At 42.6% G+C, this 21,466-nt stretch carries 19 protein-coding genes; 11 read left to right on the forward strand and 8 right to left on the reverse strand.

Features of this window, described 5'->3' with window-relative positions:
- Positions 1-114: 114 nt before the first annotated feature.
- The 3 genes from ACFE90_RS21015 to ACFE90_RS21025 all read left to right on the forward strand — a co-directional run bounded on the left by ACFE90_RS21015 (position 115) and on the right by ACFE90_RS21025 (position 2,506).
- On the forward strand, positions 115-1,770 hold the full coding sequence (locus tag ACFE90_RS21015) for a B12-binding domain-containing radical SAM protein (protein WP_375503926.1): 1,656 nt from the start codon (positions 115-117) through the stop codon (positions 1,768-1,770).
- A gap of 78 nt (positions 1,771-1,848) precedes the next feature.
- Positions 1,849-2,037 carry a CPXCG motif-containing cysteine-rich protein gene (locus ACFE90_RS21020; protein WP_012411100.1) on the forward strand — a complete coding sequence of 63 codons (189 nt, stop codon included), beginning with the start codon at positions 1,849-1,851 and terminating at the stop codon, positions 2,035-2,037.
- A 19-nt stretch (positions 2,038-2,056) separates the two neighbouring features.
- Entirely contained in the window at positions 2,057-2,506 is a 450-nt protein-coding gene (locus ACFE90_RS21025) for an SRPBCC family protein (protein ID WP_100900693.1), read from the forward strand.
- 22 nt (positions 2,507-2,528) lie between these two features.
- Here the strand turns inward: ACFE90_RS21025 and ACFE90_RS21030 are convergent, their stop codons facing one another.
- Positions 2,529-2,657, reverse strand: coding sequence for a hypothetical protein (locus ACFE90_RS21030; protein ID WP_375503928.1), 129 nt, complete (start codon positions 2,655-2,657; stop codon positions 2,529-2,531).
- Positions 2,658-3,087: 430 nt separating this feature from the next.
- Here ACFE90_RS21030 and ACFE90_RS21035 point away from each other — a divergent pair, with 430 nt between their 5' ends.
- The 3 genes from ACFE90_RS21035 (at position 3,088) to cofG (ending at position 5,427) form a co-directional block, all read left to right on the forward strand.
- On the forward strand, positions 3,088-3,399 hold the full coding sequence (locus ACFE90_RS21035) for a hypothetical protein (RefSeq protein ID WP_375503930.1): 312 nt from the start codon (positions 3,088-3,090) through the stop codon (positions 3,397-3,399).
- A gap of 191 nt (positions 3,400-3,590) precedes the next feature.
- Positions 3,591-4,352: a beta-carotene ketolase CrtW gene (gene crtW, locus ACFE90_RS21040; RefSeq protein WP_375503932.1), complete on the forward strand. Its 762-nt coding sequence runs from the start codon at positions 3,591-3,593 to the stop codon at positions 4,350-4,352.
- A 94-nt stretch (positions 4,353-4,446) separates the two neighbouring features.
- Positions 4,447-5,427 carry a 7,8-didemethyl-8-hydroxy-5-deazariboflavin synthase subunit CofG gene (cofG, locus tag ACFE90_RS21045; RefSeq protein ID WP_375503934.1) on the forward strand — a complete coding sequence of 327 codons (981 nt, stop codon included), beginning with the start codon at positions 4,447-4,449 and terminating at the stop codon, positions 5,425-5,427.
- 43 nt (positions 5,428-5,470) lie between these two features.
- Here the strand turns inward: cofG and ACFE90_RS21050 are convergent, their stop codons facing one another.
- From ACFE90_RS21050 to ACFE90_RS21060, 3 genes are all read right to left on the reverse strand, one after another.
- The gene (locus ACFE90_RS21050) at positions 5,471-6,532 is read right to left on the reverse strand and encodes a glycosyl hydrolase (protein WP_375503936.1); all 1,062 of its coding nucleotides are present in this window, start codon (positions 6,530-6,532) and stop codon (positions 5,471-5,473) included.
- 354 nt (positions 6,533-6,886) lie between these two features.
- Positions 6,887-7,879, reverse strand: coding sequence for a sugar-binding transcriptional regulator (locus ACFE90_RS21055; RefSeq protein WP_375503938.1), 993 nt, complete (start codon positions 7,877-7,879; stop codon positions 6,887-6,889).
- Between the two features lie 98 nt (positions 7,880-7,977).
- Positions 7,978-8,781: an SDR family NAD(P)-dependent oxidoreductase gene (locus tag ACFE90_RS21060; protein WP_375503940.1), complete on the reverse strand. Its 804-nt coding sequence runs from the start codon at positions 8,779-8,781 to the stop codon at positions 7,978-7,980.
- A gap of 148 nt (positions 8,782-8,929) precedes the next feature.
- Here ACFE90_RS21060 and ACFE90_RS21065 point away from each other — a divergent pair, with 148 nt between their 5' ends.
- The 4 genes from ACFE90_RS21065 (at position 8,930) to xylB (ending at position 12,527) form a co-directional block, all read left to right on the forward strand.
- Positions 8,930-9,235: a hypothetical protein gene (locus ACFE90_RS21065; RefSeq protein WP_375503942.1), complete on the forward strand. Its 306-nt coding sequence runs from the start codon at positions 8,930-8,932 to the stop codon at positions 9,233-9,235.
- A complete protein-coding gene (locus ACFE90_RS21070) occupies positions 9,223-9,471 on the forward strand; it encodes a hypothetical protein (protein ID WP_375503944.1) in 249 nt (82 codons plus the stop codon). The genes ACFE90_RS21065 and ACFE90_RS21070 overlap by 13 nt, the downstream gene beginning before the upstream one ends.
- Complete coding sequence (locus ACFE90_RS21075) at positions 9,428-10,924, forward strand: mannitol dehydrogenase family protein (RefSeq protein ID WP_375503946.1); 1,497 nt, start codon at positions 9,428-9,430, stop codon at positions 10,922-10,924. The genes ACFE90_RS21070 and ACFE90_RS21075 overlap by 44 nt, the downstream gene beginning before the upstream one ends.
- Before the next feature lie 136 nt (positions 10,925-11,060).
- Positions 11,061-12,527 (forward strand): xylulokinase, encoded by a 1,467-nt coding sequence (xylB, locus tag ACFE90_RS21080; protein ID WP_375503948.1) that lies wholly within the window; start codon positions 11,061-11,063, stop codon positions 12,525-12,527.
- Between the two features lie 45 nt (positions 12,528-12,572).
- Here xylB and ACFE90_RS21085 read toward each other — a convergent pair whose 3' ends face one another.
- The 4 genes from ACFE90_RS21085 to ACFE90_RS21100 all read right to left on the reverse strand — a co-directional run bounded on the left by ACFE90_RS21085 (position 12,573) and on the right by ACFE90_RS21100 (position 16,590).
- The gene (locus ACFE90_RS21085; RefSeq protein WP_375503950.1) at positions 12,573-13,100 is read right to left on the reverse strand and encodes a hypothetical protein; all 528 of its coding nucleotides are present in this window, start codon (positions 13,098-13,100) and stop codon (positions 12,573-12,575) included.
- 135 nt (positions 13,101-13,235) lie between these two features.
- Positions 13,236-14,624 (reverse strand): sensor histidine kinase, encoded by a 1,389-nt coding sequence (locus tag ACFE90_RS21090; RefSeq protein WP_375503952.1) that lies wholly within the window; start codon positions 14,622-14,624, stop codon positions 13,236-13,238.
- A 28-nt stretch (positions 14,625-14,652) separates the two neighbouring features.
- Positions 14,653-16,317, reverse strand: coding sequence for an FAD-dependent oxidoreductase (locus ACFE90_RS21095; RefSeq protein WP_375503954.1), 1,665 nt, complete (start codon positions 16,315-16,317; stop codon positions 14,653-14,655).
- A 63-nt stretch (positions 16,318-16,380) separates the two neighbouring features.
- On the reverse strand, positions 16,381-16,590 hold the full coding sequence (locus ACFE90_RS21100) for a hypothetical protein (RefSeq protein ID WP_322645990.1): 210 nt from the start codon (positions 16,588-16,590) through the stop codon (positions 16,381-16,383).
- Positions 16,591-17,543: 953 nt separating this feature from the next.
- On the opposite strand from ACFE90_RS21100, the gene ACFE90_RS21105 reads away from it, so the two are divergent.
- Entirely contained in the window at positions 17,544-21,371 is a 3,828-nt protein-coding gene (locus ACFE90_RS21105; RefSeq protein ID WP_375503956.1) for a PAS domain S-box protein, read from the forward strand.
- The last annotated feature ends 95 nt before the right edge of the window (positions 21,372-21,466 follow it).

Genomic DNA, 21,466 nt, shown 5'->3' on the forward strand with positions numbered 1-21,466 from the left:
CCCCTGCCCCCTGCCTCTATAGCGATGGTATATTTTTTTATTTGGAAGTCCCTTTGCCTCTGTAGGCGCGAATTCTATGAGACTCCATTATTCAAACACCCCTAAGAAACACCTGTGACATCATCTGTATTTACCTCTGAACGCCTCCTTTTCACCCCCGCCACCCCAGATACCAATGCTATCCCCATCATTTTTGCCTTTCCCAATGAGTACAGCGTAGGTATCACTAGCCTCGGCTATCAGGTAGTTTGGGCAACTTTGGCTATGCGTGATGATGTGCAGGTGAGTCGCCTGTTTACAGATACTCACGAACAACTCCCCAGAACACCGGCAATTGTGGGATTTTCGATTTCCTGGGAACTGGATTATGTGAATATTTTAAATTTGCTGGAATCTTTAGAAATTCCCATTCTGGCAACTTATCGTGATGATTCTCATCCGATAATTTTTGGTGGTGGGCCCGTTCTCACAGCGAATCCCGAACCTTTTGCAGCTTTTTTTGATGTAATTTTACTGGGAGATGGCGAAAACCTCCTGGGAAATTTCATTGAGGCGTACAAAGAAGTTAGAAATGCTTCTAGACAAACTCAACTAAAAAGACTTGCACAAATCCCAGGAATTTATGTACCCAGTTTGTATGAAGTCGAATATCACAGCATAGATGGTGCAGTAAAGTCAATTAAACCAATTTCTCCAGAAATTCCCGCAGTGGTGCAAAAGCAAACTTACAGAGGAAATACTCTATCCGCATCAACCGTAGTCACCGAAAAAGCCGCATGGGAAAATATTTACATGGTGGAAGTGGTGAGAAGTTGTCCAGAAATGTGCCGCTTTTGTTTGGCGAGTTATCTCACACTGCCTTTTAGAACAGCCAGTCTTGAAAGTTCATTAATTCCAGCCATTGAAAGAGGTTTAGAAGTCACAAATCGGTTAGGATTATTGGGGGCTTCTGTAACTCAACACCCAGAATTTGAGACTTTGCTAGATTATATTAGTCAACCAAAGTACGATGATGTCCGTCTCAGTATTGCTTCAGTGCGAACCAATACCGTAACAGTCCAGTTAGCAGAAACTTTGACGAAACGAGACACGCGATCGCTTACCATTGCAGTAGAAAGTGGTTCCGAGAAAATCCGGCAAATCATCAACAAAAAGCTGCATAACGACGAAATTATCCAAGCGGCGGTAAATGCCAAAGCTGGCGGATTAAAAAGCTTGAAACTCTACGGAATGACGGGAATTCCTGGTGAAGAAGCAGAAGACTTAGAACAAACCGTAACGATGATGCGTAATATCAAAAAAGCTGCGCCGGGATTACGGTTAACATACGGATGCAGCACCTTTGTACCCAAAGCACACACACCGTTTCAATGGTTTGGGGTGAATCGCCAAGCCGAAAAGCGGTTGCTGTTTTTGCAAAAACAGCTAAAACCACAGGGGATAGAATTTCGCCCAGAAAGCTATAATTGGTCGATTATACAAGCTTTGTTGTCGAGAGGCGATCGCAGAGTGTCCCAACTCCTCCAACTGACTCGTGACTTTGGCAACTCCTTGGGTAGCTACAAACGTGCTTTCAAACAACTCAAAGGACAAATCCCCGATTTAGATTTCTATGTCCACGCCGAATGGTCAACAGAACAAGTATTACCCTGGAGCCACTTGCAAGGGCCTCTGCCACAGTCTACACTACTAAAGCATTTGGCTGATGCAAAGAGTTATATTAATCCATCCCCCAAGGAACTACAGCCAGTACTAGGGACTAGGGACTAGGGACTAGGAATTAAAAGTTAATATTCAACACCCAGTACCCAGTCCCCAATACCCAGTCCCCAATACCTTGAAAACTTGATGCAAAACACAGCTGAGTATTACTGCGCCTATTGCGGCGAACCGAACTTAACTTTTATTGACTTGAGTGCTGGAGGACAGCAATCCTACGTTGAAGATTGTCAAGTTTGCTGTAACCCAAATATTTTGTATGTGCGGGTTGATGAAGATACCCTAGATATCGAGATTGATACAGAATCCGAAAGTTGAATTTTAGGTTTTTCTTTCCATGCTGCACTTTAAACATTCCTCAGTAATTAATGCCCCACCAGAAGTAGTTTGGAAATTTCACGAAAGGGCAGATATTTTGCAACTGCTGAATCCACCTTGGCAGCCAGTCCAAGTGGTTCGTCGTGAGGGGGGACTGAACGTGGGCGCTATCACAGAATTTCGCCTGTTTCTCGGCCCATTACCCTTAACTTGGTTAGCGCGTCATACTGAATGTGAAAAATATCGCCTGTTTACTGACGAACAGATATCTGGCCCTTTTGAATCTTGGGTACATCGACATGAATTTGAACCGGAAGCTGGCAAAACTAGGCTGACTGACGCTATTTCCTTCTCTATGCCTGGTGGAGGAACAGTTGAATTTGTCAGTGGTTGGTTAGTACAAGTACAACTAGAAGCAATGTTTCGCTATCGGCACTATGTAACGAAACGAGAATGTGAGTCACAATAGCAGAATGTGCTGGTAGCAAAAATTAATTATCCTGATTCTTCAACCCTTGCCGCAAAACCCACTTTATTAAACCAGGGAACAAACGATACAAAGCTTGCGATAAATTTGCCGAACCAAGCATCGCACCTGTAATCAGTACCGTAGGAGTCATACTTTAAGTTTGAAAAACCTATTTACTGTTAATTTGTCTGCTTAATAACACTCCAAAAACCTTCTAACTTTTGTTAGATTTTTTCTCATACCCAAAATAGTTTTTTAGTGAAATTACAAGTTCTGATTAGCAGTTGTTTGGTAAAAATACCTCTGCTTTATAGGCTAGTACCGCAAGGCGGAAGTCAAAAGTCAAAAGTCACGCATAATTGTATTCCGAGCTTCTTGCGCCATTTGAAATGGTATGTTTATTTCCGCCGTGTTGTACTAGTAAAAGCTATTATTGAACTTTTGTTAGATAAATCTTTGCTAAACTCCTTAAAATCTCATTCTTTAGAGTTGCTTCTACTTTGAAACTAGAGACAGATAGCGTCAAATTGCTAAGTTAAGTAATATGAATAATGTAATGAACTTCTTAAATTAACTTAATAATGACAATTTATCTTAGTGATAAAACTGAAATTGCACACAATGGCAAAAATTGCAATGCTGCTGAACTTGTGCTGACACCTGAGCCTGAATTTTGGAGCGATCGCTTAGATATGATTGGTTTTCTAGTTTACCTACTTTGGGAACGGCTACAGCTTAGTGCAGTATGTACCCGCACTGATTTCCTATACTACCCGTTAATATTGACTGTCTTTGTTACAGACTGTTTACAAAGGATCAAAGATAAGACGCTGGTTATTGTAAATACCAGGTTCAACAGTGTCCCTGCTCATATCACCCAACCTTTTAACTGAAAACAGTTTTTAGAATAGCAGTTGCTTGTGTAATACTAGTTAAAGTATCTTAATATTTCTATATATTTTCTAGCAGTGGCATTGTCCAGTGCAAAAAATTGACCACTAACAGATTTTCTCGGTTAGTTGTTTTTGTCATGACTATATTTTATTTTTGAAATTTTTACCTGAATGCTAGGCGGAGTAAAAACGTGATCCAGTTAGAACAACCACCCAGTCATCAAACAAAACGGACTTCAGTAATGAAAAGTAAATCTCAGTTTAAAGGGCTTTTCATTGCTATTGTTATTGTTAGCGCATGGGTTATTAGCCTGAGTATATTACTTTCACTTGACATCTCCAAGCTGAAATTTTGGATGTTATTGCCTGTTATACTATGGCAGACATTTTTATATACGGGATTATTTATTACATCTCATGATGCCATGCATGGCGTAGTATTTCCCCAGAATCCTAAGATTAATCATTTTATTGGAACATTGACCTTATCTCTTTATGGTCTTTTACCATATCAAAAACTCCTGAAAAAACATTGGTTACACCACCATAATCCCGCAAGTAAAATAGACCCGGACTTTCATAATGGTAAACACCAAAATTTCTTTGCTTGGTATTTTCATTTTATGAAAGGTTACTGGAGTTGGGGACAAATAATTGCGTTGACTATTATTTATAACTTTGCTAAATACATACTTCATATACCAACTGATAATCTAACTTACTTTTGGGTGCTACCCTCGCTTTTAAGTTCATTACAATTATTCTATTTCGGGACTTTTTTACCTCATAGTGAACCAATGGAAGGTTATGTACAGCCTCATTGTGCCCAAACAATTAGCCGTCCTATTTGGTGGTCGTTTATCACATGCTATCATTTCGGCTACCACGAAGAACATCACGAATATCCCAATGTTTGTTGGTGGCAGTTACCAGAAATTTACAAAGCAAAATAGTTATTGTTTATCTAAATCTAATGGCAGCAACAGTCACACTGTAATCTATATAGTCTGAACAAGACATTCTTTTAACTAATAGATTATCCTGCTTATGCCAATTAATAATTATCGTTTTGTTACCTACAGTCCTGCTTATACAATCGTTCCTACTTACGAGTGCTTTAATCGCTGTAGTTACTGCAACTTTCGCAGTGAACCGGGTAAAAGTCCCTGGATGAGTATTTCAAGTGCAGAAAGTATTTTAAAGCCACTTCAAAGCCAAAATGTCTGTGAAATCCTCATCCTTAGCGGTGAAGTGCATCCCCATTCGTCAAGGCGTCAAGCATGGTTTGGGCATATTTATGATTTGTGTGAATTAGCACTTTCAATGGGGTTTTTACCACATACTAATGCGGGGCCATTAAGTTTTGAGGAAATGCAAAAGCTTAAGCGTGTAAATGTTTCGATGGGGCTGATGTTGGAACAGTTAACGCCAACATTGTTAAATAGTGTACATCGGCACGCACCGAGTAAATTACCAGAAGTTCGTTTACAACAATTGCAATGGGCGGGAGAGTTACAGATTCCTTTTACAACTGGGTTACTGTTGGGAATTGGAGAAACTGTAAATGATTGGTGGGAAACTTTGGAAGCTATTTCTAACTTGCATCAACGTTACCATCACATTCAAGAAGTCATCCTGCAACCTCATAGTCCTGGACATCAGCAAACTTTTGATGCACCACCTTTTGATCCCCATAAATTACCAGAAGTAATTGCGAAAGCGCGTGAGATTTTACCGCCAGATATTACTATTCAAATTCCGCCCAATTTAGTTAAAGATAACTGCTGGTTACTCGCTTGTATCGAAGCTGGTGCGCGAGATTTAGGTGGAATTGGCCCAAAAGATGAAGTGAATCCCGATTATCCTCATATTCAAGAACAAGCATTAAGAGAAATTTTACAACCTGCTGGGTGGGAATTGGTGGCGCGATCGCCAGTTTATCCGCAATTTGATAGTTGGTTGTCGGGGGAATTACAAACAGCAGTGAAACGCTGGCGAAAAACTCTAACACCAGTTTCTCTTTTGTAAAAGTTTTAGTACTGAGAGTGAAAAGTCAGGGGTGCTATTGGGTTTAGTATTCCCCCCAACGATGCCACTGGCGAAAATCTGTTCCGGCACTCACAGCTAAACCAATTTGGTGCTGTGAAGATAGTTCATCATGGCCACCTTCGTTTGCGCCAATGTAGTACATACGGAAACTGCCATCATCCATTGCGACTACACAAGGTGTGCCTACAGCCCTTGCATCCCAGCGACCAGAACCCTTTTGAGCATGGGAAAAGATAGAACCTCCAACTTGCTGTCCAACATGTTTTTGCCAATGAATCCCGTCGCTAGAAACAGCTAGACCTATGGAGTGATAACCATTGTTGTTAACACCTTCGTAGAACATTACGTACTGTCCGTTTATTTTCAGAACATGACGAGTACCAATGCCTCTCTCATCAAAACTTCCAGACTCACCTGCTTCTAAAATATGACCAACTTTTTGCCAATGAAAACCATCACAAGACACAGCTAAACCAACCAAGAATCCTCTGTCAGGATTTAAGGTATGGTAGTAAAGTTTCCAGGTTCCATCATCATCACGCAAGACTTGTGGCCAGGCGCAAAATAGGGCATCAAACTCCCCTGCCTTACCTAAATCGAGAAAAGCTCCTTGATAAGTACCTTCCAACCGTACCCAATTTATGCCATCACGAGAGATAGCGCAGCCAGGGCGCATATTTAACCCTTTAGCTTTAAAGCTTCCCATCTCAACAACTGTGTGGTCTCCACCGAAATACCACATCCAATAAAGACCATCATAGAAGTAGACATTGCTCACACCAACATGGGCTGAGTCAAACCGACTAGAATTTTGGTGAGGCTCAAAGACAGCCCCCATAGTTAATAATCCCCGGACGCGTTGCCAATGAATTCCATCAGCAGAAATCGCTAAACCACAGCGACCAGTGGGCAAATTGATTTGCCGATCAAAGGACGCATCCCGACCGTAATACCACATCTTCCAAGTTCCATCGGGACAATACAAGACTTGTGGCGAAGAAACTCGTTCCGAATCCCACCAGCCTTCTGGTCCAGGCATCAAAACCAATCCTGGTTGATAATTTGGGGTTTTTGGGTGACTCATATCTAATCCTCATCGAAATGGTGATCGCATATCAAATTGTTGTAAACAAAGATGCAGGAATTATTGAAGTTGATTCTACGCCAGGATGTGGAACAAAGTTTACCATCCGTATTCCTTTAACAAATAAAAAGTAAACGCACCGTATCAATGTGTGACAACATTGAGATTTTTAATGTTAGGTTAATTGAATCGGAACAATTCAGGGCAGAGCCGGAGATTCCAAAAGCTCCGGGCTATATTGCTTCCAAGAAACGCTACTTCTACAGAGTTAGAATCCAGTTGCTAACGTGAATTGCGAGTTGTTCGTAATTTTACCAATCAACATTTAACATAAATTATTTCACTTAGTACTTATTAAATCTTAGAAAGAATCGTTTGGGCAGCAGCTTCATCGGTAATTAGTCCTGTAATTAACTTGCCATGCAGAGCAGCCAAAATCGCCTCCGACTTTCTCACAGTGCCCGCTACACCAATAATGAGTCGATGAGCGGGTTGTTCGAGAGCTACACTAGCAACCCGACTGTTTGTGCCCTCTTGCAGCAATACTCCACGATCGCTGTAAGCCCAACCTGCAATTTCTCCGACTGCTCCTAGTTCAATCAATTCAGCCACTTCATCGTCATTGATGAAGCCGTCTTGATGTAACGGAGCATTCCAGGCAATGTGGCTAATTCCGACAAAGGTTACTTTGGCTTGTTCTGCAAGAGTTTTGACGGCGAGAAACGATCGCTGAGTCTGCAAAAGTTCTCGTTCTTCGACACTAGTAGCAACAACGGGAGTCGGCACTGGGTAAGCTTGGGAACCGACGCGATCGGATAAATGCATAACCACTTCGTGACGACCTGCACGCCCAGAGTGGGACATATTGCCAATAATTGACACAATTTTATGTTGGGGTTGATTCTTTGAGGGTATCTGCTCTACCATTGTTCGCAATGTGCGACCTGAGGAAAACGCCAATATACTTGGGGTTTTAGCCATCAGGTAAGCCTCTAGGTGGGTGGCAGCACATACACCAATTCCGTATAATGTATCACCACTGCCTGCGTCAGTTGGTACTACTTCACAAAGTGACAGATCAAAGCGATCGCGTAACGACTCAGCCAGAGCAATGCATTCACTCAGGGGATGATCGAGTCGAAATTTAATCAATTTTTCACTGACTGCCAGTGCCACTAAGCGTTGTGCAGCTTGCCGGGACACATTGAGCTTGGCAGCAATTTCTTCTTGCGTATTGCCGGCGATGTAATAGAGCCAAGCAGCATGAGCAGCCAGGTCTAATTTGCGAGCACGAAGGGACAAGCCAGCTTTGCTGGCATCGCGCCGCTCTAAAAAAGGTTGTCCCATATACTACCTGCAAAAACTATGTATCTATCAAAGGCATGATTACATTTTTTAGAGTATATGCCCAAAGATATAATATTTGCTCAATTATTTTTAAAATTCTATTCTCCCCCAGTAACCTCCAAGTTAAACCCAGTAATGTAGCTTGCCTCTTCACTCATCAAAAACGCTACTCCATTTGCCACCTCTTCCAGGCTTCCTAAACGCCGCATTGGTACTGAATTGATCATCTGTTGCTCAACCACCTTGGGATCGGCATCAAAGTATTGCGATCCTACTGCTGCTTGTAATTCGGTTTGCCTCGTCCACATAAAACCAGGGCCAATCAACGCAGGCGAGAGCGCATTCACCCGAATGCCGTAAGGAGCCAAGTCTTTCGCTGCCGTTTGAGTAATCCCAATGACAGCAAACTTAGAAGCGGCATAAGCCAACATATTTGGCGGCCCAACCACCCCTGCATAACTCGCCATGTTGACAATAGCGCCTCCACCTGCATTCCGTAATTGTTGTGCAGCCGCTTTGAGAATGTGGAAAACGCCGACAACGTTAACATTGATCACCTTTTGAAAGTCGTCTTCAGGATATTCGTCAGTCTTAGCAAACACTCCTTGATAACCCGCATTATTAAATACATAGTCGATCCGTCCAAGCTGCTTTACAGCGCTAGTAAAAGCTTTGGCAACATCATCACTAGCTGTAACATCACAGCCAAACGTGCCAACTGGAACGTTGTAACCTTTTAGTTCCCCAGCGACATCTGCCATTTTCGGTTCATTCAAATCTAGCAAGGCTATTCCTGCCCCATTAGCAGCAAAACGGTGTGCAGTTGCTTTACCAATATCTCCTGCACCGCCAGTAATTAGGATCGTCTTACCTGCAAATTGATAAGTTGCTTTTGCCGTCATAGATTCAACCTTTTATTGAAGAATTGTTGCAAATGACCGTGATGGAAATCAGATTGGTATGATTTCTATTATTGAGCTTTTGCCCAAAATTAGAGCATAAAATCAAAAATTTATTTCGTTCGGTTTTTTACTTTAAAGGAGTTATGCGATGCGTATCCGCCGCTTCGTTAAAGTGCTAGCAGCATTACTCCAGCGAGAAATGCTGGTGCATCTGCTATATGCTTGCTCACCGCACTCCCAAGCCGCAGAAAAAACTAAACTAACGATCGCCACTGTTAATAATGGCGACATGGTAGTGATGCAAGGGCTTTCTCGCAAATTTGAGGGCTTCGCCCGTGCGCCAATTGAAAAATATCCCAACGGTTCAAATTGGCTTTGGGCTTGGGCGCTAGCAGTTCCAAAAACCTCAAAATCACCCGAAGCCGCGCAAAAATTCGTTGCTTGGAACGATTAGGCAAAGAAACCTATCTCTACATCAAGATTGTGAGTGGCGAAACCATAGTTGTGCAAACAGACGGAGACAATCCAGCCATTATGCACGATTACGTTCCTATTTACATTAACGGTGAGCTTTGCCATTTGTTTGATCGCGACGGTGAAGCCATTCCCAAAGTTCATCGTCACCACCTAACCCAGAATGAATCCCATGAACAGCAATATCAGCACAGACTCAGCAATCAAGCTGAATGAAGCATCTCTGTCTCATTTAGGCAATAACGTTCGCGTACCCAATTACGATCGCCATCAAATTACTAAGGGTATTGTCCATATCGGTGTGGGTGGGTTCCATCGCGCACATCAGGCTTTATACCTTGATAATTACTTTCATCAAAATTCCGCTAGTGAATGGGGAATCTGTGGGGTTGGGCTACTAGAATTCGATAAACGGATGCGGGATGCACTGAACTCTCAAGATTGTTTGTATACCTTAGTTGAAAGATCCCCAGAAGGCGATCGCGCCCGTGTGATTGGAGCAATTACAGAATATCTATTTGCCCCAGATAACCGCCAAGCTGTGATTGACACCTTAGCAGATCCTAAATGCCGCATCGTTACCCTCACCATTACCGAAGGAGGCTACTACTATATTGAAGGTAGCGGTGAATTCGATGCCAATCATCTAACAATCCAGTACGATTTGCAGCATCCCGACGAGCCAATTGGAGTATATGGCTTTTTGACAGCAGCCCTCGATCGCCGCCGTCAACAAGGAATAGCACCGTTCACCGTGTTGTCCTGCGACAATCTGCAAGGTAACGGTAACATTGCCCGCAAAATGTTAACCGCATTTGCCCAAATGCAGAACCCAGAGTTGGGAAGTTGGGTAGCCGAACACGTAGCCTTTCCTAACTGCATGGTCGATCGCATTACCCCCGCCACCACCCCAGCAGATATCAAAATGGTGGCGGAACAGTTTAACATCGATGATGCTTTTCCAGTTGTTGCCGAACCGTTTCTTCAGTGGGTAGTCGAAGACAATTTCAGCGCAGGTAGACCGGATTGGGAATCAGTTGGCGTTCAGATGACCAGTGATGTTCATCCCTACGAGATGATGAAAATCCGGCTGCTCAACGCCAGTCACTTGTTAATTGGCTATCTTGGCTCCTTGGCAGGCTACACTTACGTTCATGAAGTTATGGCAGATCCGTTAATCCGGCAAGCCGTCGATAATTTGATGGCAGAAGTTACGCCGACACTGCAACCTGTACCAGGAATTGATTTAGACGATTATAAAAAGACCTTAATTGAACGCTTTGCCAATCCTAAGATTCGTGATCAACTGCCGCGTCTTTGCCTGAATAGCTCCGCCAAAATGCCAAAATTTGTTTTAGGCTCAGTCCGTGACGCGCAACGCAAAGGTGGGGCGATTGATTACATGAGCTTAACAGTTGCTGCTTGGTTCCGTTATCTGAATGGACTTGATGATCTAGGTAACTCTATTCCCATTGATGACCCAATAGCAGGTACTTTAACTCAACTAGCTCATTCTAGTGGTTCCGATGCCAAACCATTGCTCAACCTGACTGAGATTTTTGGCGATTTATCGCAGTCGCCTTTTGCCGATGTAGTTGCGAACCATTTACGCAAATTGTATGAATTTGGAGCTAAAGAAACATTAACTCGATTCTTAGAGAAAACTTAACCAGATGAAAGCTGTGAATTTTCAAGGCGGATAATAAAACTTCCGCCTTGCGTAGGCGTAGCCCGTCGTAGACATCGCCCTACCAAGCCAAAATGTAAGATTGCCAATTGTAAGCTTGAGAATTTAGGAGGGACAATTGACTGACATCGTAGTTGGCTTAGACTTGGGTACAGGAGGAGTGCGGGCGATCGCAGTTGACCTACAAGGGCAAATTATCGCTCAAGCAACCAGAAGCTATCCTCTGTTAACTCCACAACCCGGTTGGACTGAACAGAACTTATCGGATTGGGTCGAAGCCAGTTTGGATGCTCTCTTCGATGTTACTCAACAGCTAAACTCACATCGACCGCTCGCCCTCGGTTTGTCTGGACAAATGCATGGCATGGTTCCTCTCGACGCGGATGGCAAAGCGATTAGACCAGCAATTTTGTGGAATGACCAGCGCACAGGTAAAGCTGTTGTTGAGATTGAAGCCGCTATTCCCCGGCAGGAGTTAATTAAGCGGACTGGAAATCCGGCAATTACAGGGTTTCAGCTGCCGAAGCTCTTATGGTTGCGGACTGAAGAACCACTTGCATACACTCGGTTGTGGCAGATTCTTTTACCAAAAGATTATCTGGGATATGTGCTAACTGGCGAAGCAATAACGGAACCATCTGATGCCTCTGGTGTCGGCTGTCTGAATCTGGCAAATCGGCAATGGGATACAGATATTCTCCATACTCTTGATATTAATCCAGCGTTGTTCCCCCCGGTAATCGAATCTACCGCGATCGCTGGACGACTCAAACCAGAAATAGCCGCCCGTGTGGGTTTACCTGTGGGATTACCTGTGGTCGCAGGTGGAGGTGACAATGCAGCAGCAGCCATCGGTTTGGGCATCTCATCAAGCAACCTGAGCCGGGGTAGTTTGAGTATTGGCACATCAGGAGTGATCTTTGCACCGTGTGATCGCCCAATTCCCGATCCCGAAGGTCGGGTACATTTATTCTGTCATGTGGATGGTGGCTATCATCTGCTGGGAGTGACGCTAGCAGCAGGTGGTTCTCTGCGTTGGTATCGAGATACATTTGCCCCGCATATATCCTACACCGATTTGATGGATATGGCAGAGCGATCGCAGCCTGGTGCGCGTGGGGTTCTATTTCTACCCCACCTCGCAGGAGAGCGCAGTCCCCACCTCGATCCAGATACTCGCGGTGCTTTGGTGAATTTGTCATTAGCTCATACACAAGCAGATATAACTCGTGCTGTGCTGGAGGGGGTTGCATTTAGCTTGCGGTCAACATTGGAAGTAATTAGTGCGATCGCTCCCCTTGATAACCTCCTAGCAACGGGGGGAGGCGCACGTTCTCACATCTGGTTACAAATTTTGGCAGATGTTTTGCAAACAAAACTCATTGCTCCCAAAGCCGAAGAAGGAGCTGCTTACGGAGCAGCTATTTTGGCAATGGTGGGGATTGGTGTTTACCCCAATTTAGAAACTGCACTCAAGATTTTCCCGCAGGATAGTAATGTAGTACAGCCGCAGGCAAATCTTTTATATGAAGAAGGTTTTAAGCGCTACAAACTACTTTACGATACTTTGAAAGCTGTTCGTTGATCTTGGACTTTTTACAAAAAATTTAAAAAAGCAAATACACACTCTTTATTGGCTTTGGATGTAACGAAAGTTCATATCTCCTTTGTAGCCAGAAGCATTCGCAAGATCCTTAAGGTTTTGCACGCCACTATAAAGATGTCCATTGATGATCCAAGTGGGAAAGCCAGGAACCTTCGCAGCTTTACATAAATCGGGATGAGGATTGATGCCTCTCTTGTCGCACTCAACTTGAATGCTGTTGTTGATAATCTGGTAGGCTTCTTTACCAAAAAGTAACTTCTGTTCGTGGCAATGAGGACACCACCAAGCAACGTATTCTTTTGCACCTATCTTCACCAAATGCTTTGCTAGGGCTATCTCTGCCTTGGTGGAAGTGGTGGTAATTTCCCAACCGACTCCAGGCTGAGGGCGTTCCTTCGGGAGAAAGAAAATAATTGATGGGGACTTTTGGTTGTCCTTGGTTAGTGCTAGTGCTGTTGGTATTGGTGAATGGAGTGTAGAGCCGGAAAAAGTACTAACACAGATAATCGAGAGTGGTAACAGTGCAAGAAAAACAGGGTGTTTAATAACCATATTACATATATGTTGAAGCTAATAATTGTACACTTAAGCTAAAGGCACATGGCTAGTACGTGGAAAAATGCAGCCCATTTTTATTGGAATGAGCAAACAGTTAGAGACGTTTTGCACAAATAGAGAAAGCAGGGTTTAGAGAGAAGGCAAGCGGATGGTGAAACAAGTTCTACCTGGCTGCGACTCAAATGAGAGCGTACCGTGATGGCGATTTTCTACAATCCGGCGAACGGTTTCCAAACCGAGTCCTGAACCACGCCCCACTGATTTAGTGGTGAAGAAAGGTTCAAAAATACGGGTTTTAATTTCAGGTGGAATTCCACTACCAGAATCGATGATGTCAATATGGGCAAAGCGATCGCAATGGTGTGTTGTAATTTCCAGCAGTCCCTTACCATCCATTGCATCAATGGCGTTGTCAATTAAGTTCGTCCATACCTGATTGAGTTCGCTGCCATAAGCAAGGATTTTAGGAAGATGTTGGTCGTAATTGCGTTGTACTTGGATGCCGCACTTGAGTTGATGAGCAAACAATCGCAATGTATCTTCTAAACCTTGATGCACATTCACTTCTTGCTGAACGCCTTGATCGAGGTAAGCATAAGACTTCATCGCTTGCACAAGTTCAGAAATCCTCTCGGCTCCTCGCAAACCATGTTTAATCATTGACATGACTTCAAAGGAGAGCGATAGCCAGTGCAATCCCATTTCTCGCAATTCAGTGTTGTCGTTGCGCCAACGTTCCATGAGATGATCTAAGGTTTCGACCTCAATCCCACCTTCTGCTAAAGGTTCTGCTAATTTCCATGCCTGTTTCACGCCATAATCTTCTAACCATTCCAGCAACATCGTTTCGCGATCGCTTAATGTCACCGGATCTAGACGATTATTTAAAATCGCATCATAGCCCTGATCCCGGACTCTCAACCAGTTTTGAGTATGTGCTTCTTCAACATTGCGTTGCCCATACACTAAATTCATTCGTTGTAGCTCTAGGATAGCGGCTGGCATTTCCCCTAAAGTCCGAACAAGTGCTGAAGCTGGGTTGTTAAGTTCATGAGCCAAACCGGCGGCAAGTGTCCCTAAAGCCGCCATCTTTTCCCGCCCACGAATAAAGGACTCTAGCCCCCGCAGCCGACGTTCCATAATGCGAAAAACCATCCGCTCAAAATCACGACATTCATGCAGCAGTTTACGGAAGTCCTCTGCCTTAACTTCATAAAGGTTGCAATCTGTCAATGCCCGGATTGTCACAGGTACAGGTTCATCTGTGAGGACTGGAATTTCCCCAAAAAAGGATGGGGCTTCATGTTGCCCGATGGGAATTTCAACTCCTTGACTGCGGCGGGTAAGATTCATTTTACCTTTGACTAGGATAAATAAACCGCGTCCAGGGTCTCCCTCATGCACCAATACTTCTGAGGCGCAAAGTTCAACTGTTTGAGCGCGATCGCAAATCCACTCTAACTGCTCTTTAGAAAGCTGTTGAAACGGTTCTAAGTTGATCACCTCAATACACAACATCAATCAACCTCCTTAGTTTGTCTTGTAGCTAAACATTGCTCAGGTAGCGGTGAACGAATTGAATAGCAATCGAACCTTCTCCCACACCGGATGCCACCCGCTTAATTGACCCAAAGCGCACATCTCCGGCTGCAAATATTCCAGGAACGTTGGATTCTAGTAAGAAAGGAGAGCGTTCCAAAGGCCAACCTGGAGGAGATTTGCCATTATGCATCAAGTCGGGGCCTGTGATGATAAAACCCTGAGTATCGCGCCGAATAACGCCATCAAGCCAATCAGTTTTGGGACTAGCACCGATGAAGATAAAAAGCGATCGCGCTGGCACGGTTTGAGTTTGTCCAGTCTTGGCATGGGCAATCACTATTTCTTCTAAATGTTCATCTCCCTTCACTTCCACGACGCTGCAACCTGTGCAAACTTTGATATTTGCAGTAGCTGCAATTTGGTCAATCAAGTATTGCGACATACTCAATGAGAGCGATTCTCCCCGCACCAGCATGATCACTTTGCTGGCATACTTAGAAAAGTGCATTGCTGCCTGTCCAGCAGAATTGGCCCCACCTACCATGTAAACTTCTTCATTGCTACAGGCGATCGCTTCAGTCATGGCAGCACCGTAATAAATTCCTGCCCCTGTAAGCTTCTCGACTCCTGGGACATTTAGCCAACGGTAGGAAACACCCGTTGCAACTAAAAGTGCATGGCAACTAATCTCGCTGCCGTCCGCTAATTGCAGAACCCGATAAGGATCTTGCAGCTTAACTCCGGTTACTACTTGAGGAGTGAGAATTTCTACCCCAAATCGCCGCGCCTGGGTGACTCCCCGCCTGGCCAAATCGCTGCCGCTCAAGCCAACAGGAAACCCTAAATAATTCTCAATGCGTGAACTCGTGCCTGCTTGTCCGCCCGGAGCTTCACGCTCAATTAAAACTGTACTTAATCCCTCCGAAGCGCCATAGACGGCCGCTGCTAGTCCGGCGGGCCCACCACCGACGATCGCCAAATCATAGAAGGGCCGCTCTGCCTGGGTTTGCAATCCAATTTTGGCAGCAATCTCTAAATTAGATGGTTGGATTAATCGGGAACCATCGGGAAACAGCACCAGGGGCAATTGTTGTCTGCCATCAGCTTGTGCGTATTCTACTAATTTTGCTGCATCTGGCTCCAGTTCAATATCTAACCAGTTGTATGGAATCTGGTTACGTGCTAGGAAGTCTTTCACCTGATGGGAAAAAGGCGACCAGCGATTACCAATGACTCGAATCCCTTCAAAGGGTGGGCGAAATCCAGCTAGCCAGTCAGCTAGCAAATCATCCAAAACCGGATATAGTCGCTCTTCTGGTGGATTCCAGGGCTTAAGTAAGTAGTAATCAAGTTTGGCACTATTAATTGACTTAATCGCTGCATCGGTATCTGCATAAGCTGTTAGCAAAGCACGTTTTGCATCAGGAAAGACACCTTTCGCCTGTTCAAGGAACTCTACACCTCCCATTTGGGGCATTCTTTGATCAACCAAAAATAGAGCAACTGCTTCATTTTGCAATTTTAGTTGCTGCACCACGTTCAGAGCGGTAATACCGGAATCTGCCCGGACAATGCGGAAGCGATCGCCATACTGATGCCGCAAGTCTCTTGACACCGCTTGTAACACTTCTGGATCATCATCGACGGTTAAAATTGCAGGTTTCGCCATAACTACTGTTACTTAATAATTGCACTGCCTAGTTTTATGTTCAAAAATTTGTCGTCAAAATATCTACTGTTCAACTAGTTGTTTTAAACGAAAGTATGCCTCTTCTGGTGTCAGCGCTTCTGATTGACTTTCATTAGGTATATAAAATATCCAGGTATCGGGAAAGTAATGCACCACAAAGCTGGGAATCAAACCCAAGCTTAGTGCTTGCTTTCCGAGTTTTTCAGTTTGTTCCTCTAAACTCAGTTGGTCATGAAATAGATGTTCAGCCATATTTTTTTATCTCCCTGCACTTTCTTTGGCTATGAAAGAACCTTCAATACCAGCATTGCACAAATTACCTAAAGGTGATTCACCACTCACTATGTTCCATAATGAACTTGAGAATCTTTTGGTTGTAGACCTAAATAACTTCAAATATGCGTGTAATAAAAATCATAAAGCTATTTTAGACCCTAATATTGAACCTTTTCTTTCCCCTGTTTTGTTTAAGTCCCGCTAACATCCGAATGTTTATTGACAAGTGTGCTGAATGCGGTGCTGAATTTGACCCAGACTACACCTCAAGGGTGCATTGGGTTGTGAGTGCGGCTTTCAGGATGATACTGTGTACGAGCGATCGCTCTGGTAAACTGGTTAACAGATTTATTACATTTCGGTTCTAGGAGATAATTCAGTTAATTGGAACGCTCTCCGTAATATCCGTGGAACCTAATCAGCTAAAGCTATTCTCAGATGTAACGCCCACACCCATTCCTAGAGCAGAAACATCGGAGATGGCGATCGCATCTTAATTCCAGTAATGAGAGAACTATCGCAGCTACATCATGCTTTCACTTAGTTTATTTAGTTAATAATATACCAATATAAATTGTTTTTACACTGAATATATCAGGCATTTGAAAACGCTATATGATTAATTTCGGTAATTTTACTATTCTTTTAAGACTTCAAATAAAATAATATCATTATAAAATTATTACCAAATAAGTTAAGCGATAATTAAGGATTTTTCTATTATTTTATCGTAAATATTAAAATATATAGTTTTATTGGTCAATTAATAGATTTTAACAATAAATAAATGTTTAACAAAAAATGTTATTAAAATGGATTAAACTTTTTGTTTTTTATCTACTTTTGTTTTAATATTTTACAATCAATGAACTATTGAGTAAAAAGTACTAATTTTTATCGAACAATTATTTTAGAATAAGCAGGTAAATATGGTTGCTGAAAAGTCGCAAGATGCCATTAACCAAATGGACGAAACTATAAAAAATGAGCAGGCAACTGATGTATTTATAGATAGTTCAAAAAAATCCAAACAAGCTGAACTTGAAGATACAATAATTAGCCATCAAATATCGAATTGTATTCCTACTTTGAGAGAAATATCAGGAGAAGCTTTAAATATAGCAAATCAATCCCTAGCAATTGCGTTTGAGGAACAAGCAGCAGAATTTAAGAAAGTATTGAACCAATTAAATAATGAAATTGCAAAACGCCAAGAAGCTGAAACACATCTTTGCCAGAAAACTTTAGAAAATCAAGCAATTCTGCAATTAAATAGTGATTTATACTTTCGGATTGATGCTGATGCTAATATCCTTGATTATCAAATTCAAAATCCCCAAACAATAAATAAATTAACAGAAGTAGTTATAGGTAAAAACTTCCTGGAATATTTACCGGATAATATAAGCAATCGTTACCAAAAAGCCATTATCCAAGTACAAAAAAGCAAGTCTTCAGTAAAAGTTGAATACTTTGTATTAGAAGAAAATAGTAATTTTGAAGCCAAAATTATACCATTATTAGAACAACAAATAGGTATCATTGTATCTCAAAAAAAGCAACTACAAATTGCGAATAATTCTATTAATTTTCAAAGAATTGTAGAAAATACTAATAACATTATTTTTGCGTTGACACTTGAGGGAATATTTTCTTATGTTTCTCCTAACTGGACTGAGATTTTAGGGCATGAGATTGCGGAGCTTGAAGGAAATTCATTTGCTCCTTTTGTGCATCCTGATGATTTACCAATGTGTGTAGATTATTTTCAAAGAGTTTTAACAACAGGCGAAAAGCAAGATGCAATTGAATATCGGGTAAAACATAAAAATGGAACTTGGCAATGGCATACAAGTAACTCATCAGCGATAAAAGATGCTAATGGAAATTTTTTGTATTTTGTTGGTATTTGCCATGACACTAGCGATCGCAAACACGCCCAAGAGGCACTAGCAGAGCGATCGCGATTAGCGAATTTTCGCGCCGATGTAGACGCCGCTCTTGCCCAGAGTCAAACGTTAGAGTCTATGATGCGTCGCTGCACCGAAGCATTAGTCGAACATATAAATGCAGCCTTTGCTCGCATCTGGATACTGAACAAACAAGAAAATGTCCTAGAATTACAAGCCAGTTCTGGAATGTACACCCATATTGACGGCCCTCATAGACGGGTGCCAGTTGGTCAATTCAAAATTGGTTTGATTGCCCAAGAAAGTAAACCTCATTTAACCAACTCTGTACTAACAGATCCTCGCGTCAGCAATCAAGAGTGGGCAAAGCGTGAGGGTATGGTTGCTTTTGCTGGCTATCCTCTAATTCTTGAAGGTGAGACTGTAGGCGTAATTGCGATGTTTTCTCGGCAAATGATGACGGAATCTGTTTTTAATGCCTTAGAATTTGCCGCCCAAGAAATTGCTATTGGTATCAAGCGCAAACAAGCAGAAGTTGCACTTAGAGAAAGTGAGGCTCGCTTTCGTCATCTTGTGGAAACTACCAATGATGGAGTGTGGGAGTTAGACCAAAACGGCGTTTACACTTACGTAAGCCAAAAAATTGCTGACATTTTGGGGTATGAAGCAGAGGAAGTCTTAGGCAAAACTCTTTTTGACTTGATGCCACCAGCAGAAGCGAACCGAGTACAAAAGATTTTTCAAGTTCTAAGCAACTCCAAAAAACCTCTAATTAATTTTGAAAATAAGACTCTTCATAAAAACGGGCAATTGCTTGTTCTAGAAACCAATGGAGTTCCTTTCTTTGATGAATCCGGCAATTACCTTGGTTATCGCGGTGTTTATCAAGACATTACTGAGCGAAAACAAGCAGAAGAAGCTTTGCAAGCTCTGGTAGCTGGAACCGCAGCAGTGACGGGCGAAGAATTTTTTCCTGTCTTGGTGCGTCATTTGGCAAATGCTTTGGGAGTCTGCTACGTCATACTAGCAGAGCGAATCACCGGAGACTCCGGTAGGGCTAGAGTTTTATCATTCTGGGCAGGTGATAAGCTTTCAGAAACTTTTGTTGAGTATGCCTTAGCTAATACTCCTTGCGAAGTTGTGTTACAGGAGGGGATGCGTTCTTACCCATGTAATATACAGCAACTTTTTCCTCAAGCCAAGGATTTAGTGATCCTAGAAGCAGAAAGTTATTTAGGAACGCCTCTTGTCGATACATTTGGTATACCTATAGGTCATCTTTGCGTACTAGATACAAAACCGATATTACAGGAGGAACGCGCCAAAGCTATTCTCAGTATCTTTGCAGCACGAGCCACGGCAGAACTACAGCGCCAGTGTACAGAAACCGCCCTCCGCAAATCAGAGGCTAAATATAGAGCGATCGCTCAACGAGAAGCACTGCTCAACCATCTTGCTAGCCAAATTCGAGCTTCTTTGGAACTCAATTACATTTTAAAAACCGCAGTACAGGAAATCCGCAACTTATTCCAGATTGATTACTGCGCTTTCTTTTGGTATCGCCAAAATGCTGATCTACCTTATTGGGAATGTGTATATGAAGCAGAATATTTTACTTTCCCTCATGTGCTAACAGCCCAAGCAATCCATATAGAATTTGAAATAATCGCAGCAAAAACTTTGAACAGAGAAATTATCCGCATAGATGATGTTAAAACTTATGACGAGCGCACAATACAGCAGTTTTTAAATGATTTCGGTTTCACGGCTTTTATGTCTTTGCCTGTACACACTCAATCTGGTGAAATTGGAGCTTTCATCTGTGGTTACTGTAGTGGCTTCCGACCTTGGCAAGAAACTGAAGTAGAATTGCTACAAGCAGTGACAGTTCAACTAGCGATCGCTATTGACCAAGCCAAACTTTACACACATAGTCGCCTCGCTGCCCAAACTGCCCAAGAAAAAGCACAGCAGCTAGAAGCGGCTTTGCTGGAACTTCAACAAACTCAGGCTCAACTCATTCAAACTGAAAAAATGTCCAGCTTGGGGCACTTAGTAGCAGGTATTGCTCACGAAATTAATAATCCCATCAATTTTATCTATGGAAATATCAAGCACACCAATGAATATGTCACAGATTTGCTGCACTTAGTAGAAATCTTTCAAGAGCATCACTCTCCACTATCACCAGAAATTCAAACCCAAATCCAAAATATTGATTTAAATTTTCTCTATCAAGATTTACCCAAAGTTCTACATTCTATGAAAGCCGGGGCTGAACGCATTCAGCAGATTGTCCTATCTTTACGTAATTTTTCCCGTCTAGATGAGAATGGTACCAAGGCAGTGGATATCCATGAAGGCATTAATAGCACCTTGCTGTTGCTGCGAAGTCGCCTGAAAGCTAAAGCAGAACGTCCCGAAATCCAAATTATTCAGGAATATGGCAACCTGCCACAGGTCTTATGTAATGCTGGACAGATGAATCAAGTGTTTATGAATCTGTTGACTAATGCTATTGATGCTCTAGAAGAGGGGCTAGGAACTAAGGATTGGGAACTGGGAAAAGAGCCTTCTAAATCCTCAATCCTCAAAATTTGCATTCGTACCCTTGTTCAAGAGAATGAGTGCATAATTCGCATTGCTGACAATGGTTGCGGAATGACCGACGAAGTACGTAATCATATATTTGACCCTTTCTTTACTACCAAACCAGTGGGTAAAGGGACTGGCATGGGGTTGTCAATTTGCTACCAGATAGTCGTCAAAAATCACCGGGGGCAATTCCAGTGTATCTCAGCACCAGGAGCAGGAGCCGAGTTTATAATTACGATTCCAATACAGTAACAAAACTGGAAACCCCCGAAATTTCTTAGTAATTCTTTTAGGGATTTCCAGAAATTAAATTATTCAATTTTGGGAGCGAAGATGATCGTTAGATT

The organism is uncultured Nostoc sp. (assembly GCF_964245445.1).
Lineage (GTDB): Bacteria > Cyanobacteriota > Cyanobacteriia > Cyanobacteriales > Nostocaceae > Nostoc.

Bases quoted from the DNA above. Each gene is read 5' to 3' on its own strand.
- ACFE90_RS21020 (WP_012411100.1), top strand. From the start codon at position 1,849: ATGCAAAACACAGCTGAGTATTACTGCGCCTATTGCGGCGAACCGAAC.
- ACFE90_RS21025 (WP_100900693.1), top strand. From the start codon at position 2,057: ATGCTGCACTTTAAACATTCCTCAGTAATTAATGCCCCACCAGAAGTA.
- ACFE90_RS21030 (WP_375503928.1), bottom strand. From the start codon at position 2,657: ATGACTCCTACGGTACTGATTACAGGTGCGATGCTTGGTTCGGCAAAT.
- ACFE90_RS21035 (WP_375503930.1), top strand. From the start codon at position 3,088: ATGACAATTTATCTTAGTGATAAAACTGAAATTGCACACAATGGCAAA.
- cofG (WP_375503934.1), top strand. From the start codon at position 4,447: ATGCCAATTAATAATTATCGTTTTGTTACCTACAGTCCTGCTTATACA.
- ACFE90_RS21050 (WP_375503936.1), bottom strand. From the start codon at position 6,532: ATGAGTCACCCAAAAACCCCAAATTATCAACCAGGATTGGTTTTGATG.
- ACFE90_RS21055 (WP_375503938.1), bottom strand. From the start codon at position 7,879: ATGGGACAACCTTTTTTAGAGCGGCGCGATGCCAGCAAAGCTGGCTTG.
- ACFE90_RS21060 (WP_375503940.1), bottom strand. From the start codon at position 8,781: ATGACGGCAAAAGCAACTTATCAATTTGCAGGTAAGACGATCCTAATT.
- ACFE90_RS21065 (WP_375503942.1), top strand. From the start codon at position 8,930: ATGCGTATCCGCCGCTTCGTTAAAGTGCTAGCAGCATTACTCCAGCGA.
- ACFE90_RS21075 (WP_375503946.1), top strand. From the start codon at position 9,428: ATGAACAGCAATATCAGCACAGACTCAGCAATCAAGCTGAATGAAGCA.
- ACFE90_RS21085 (WP_375503950.1), bottom strand. From the start codon at position 13,100: ATGGTTATTAAACACCCTGTTTTTCTTGCACTGTTACCACTCTCGATT.
- ACFE90_RS21090 (WP_375503952.1), bottom strand. From the start codon at position 14,624: ATGTTGTGTATTGAGGTGATCAACTTAGAACCGTTTCAACAGCTTTCT.
- ACFE90_RS21095 (WP_375503954.1), bottom strand. From the start codon at position 16,317: ATGGCGAAACCTGCAATTTTAACCGTCGATGATGATCCAGAAGTGTTA.
- ACFE90_RS21100 (WP_322645990.1), bottom strand. From the start codon at position 16,590: ATGGCTGAACATCTATTTCATGACCAACTGAGTTTAGAGGAACAAACT.
- ACFE90_RS21105 (WP_375503956.1), top strand. From the start codon at position 17,544: ATGGTTGCTGAAAAGTCGCAAGATGCCATTAACCAAATGGACGAAACT.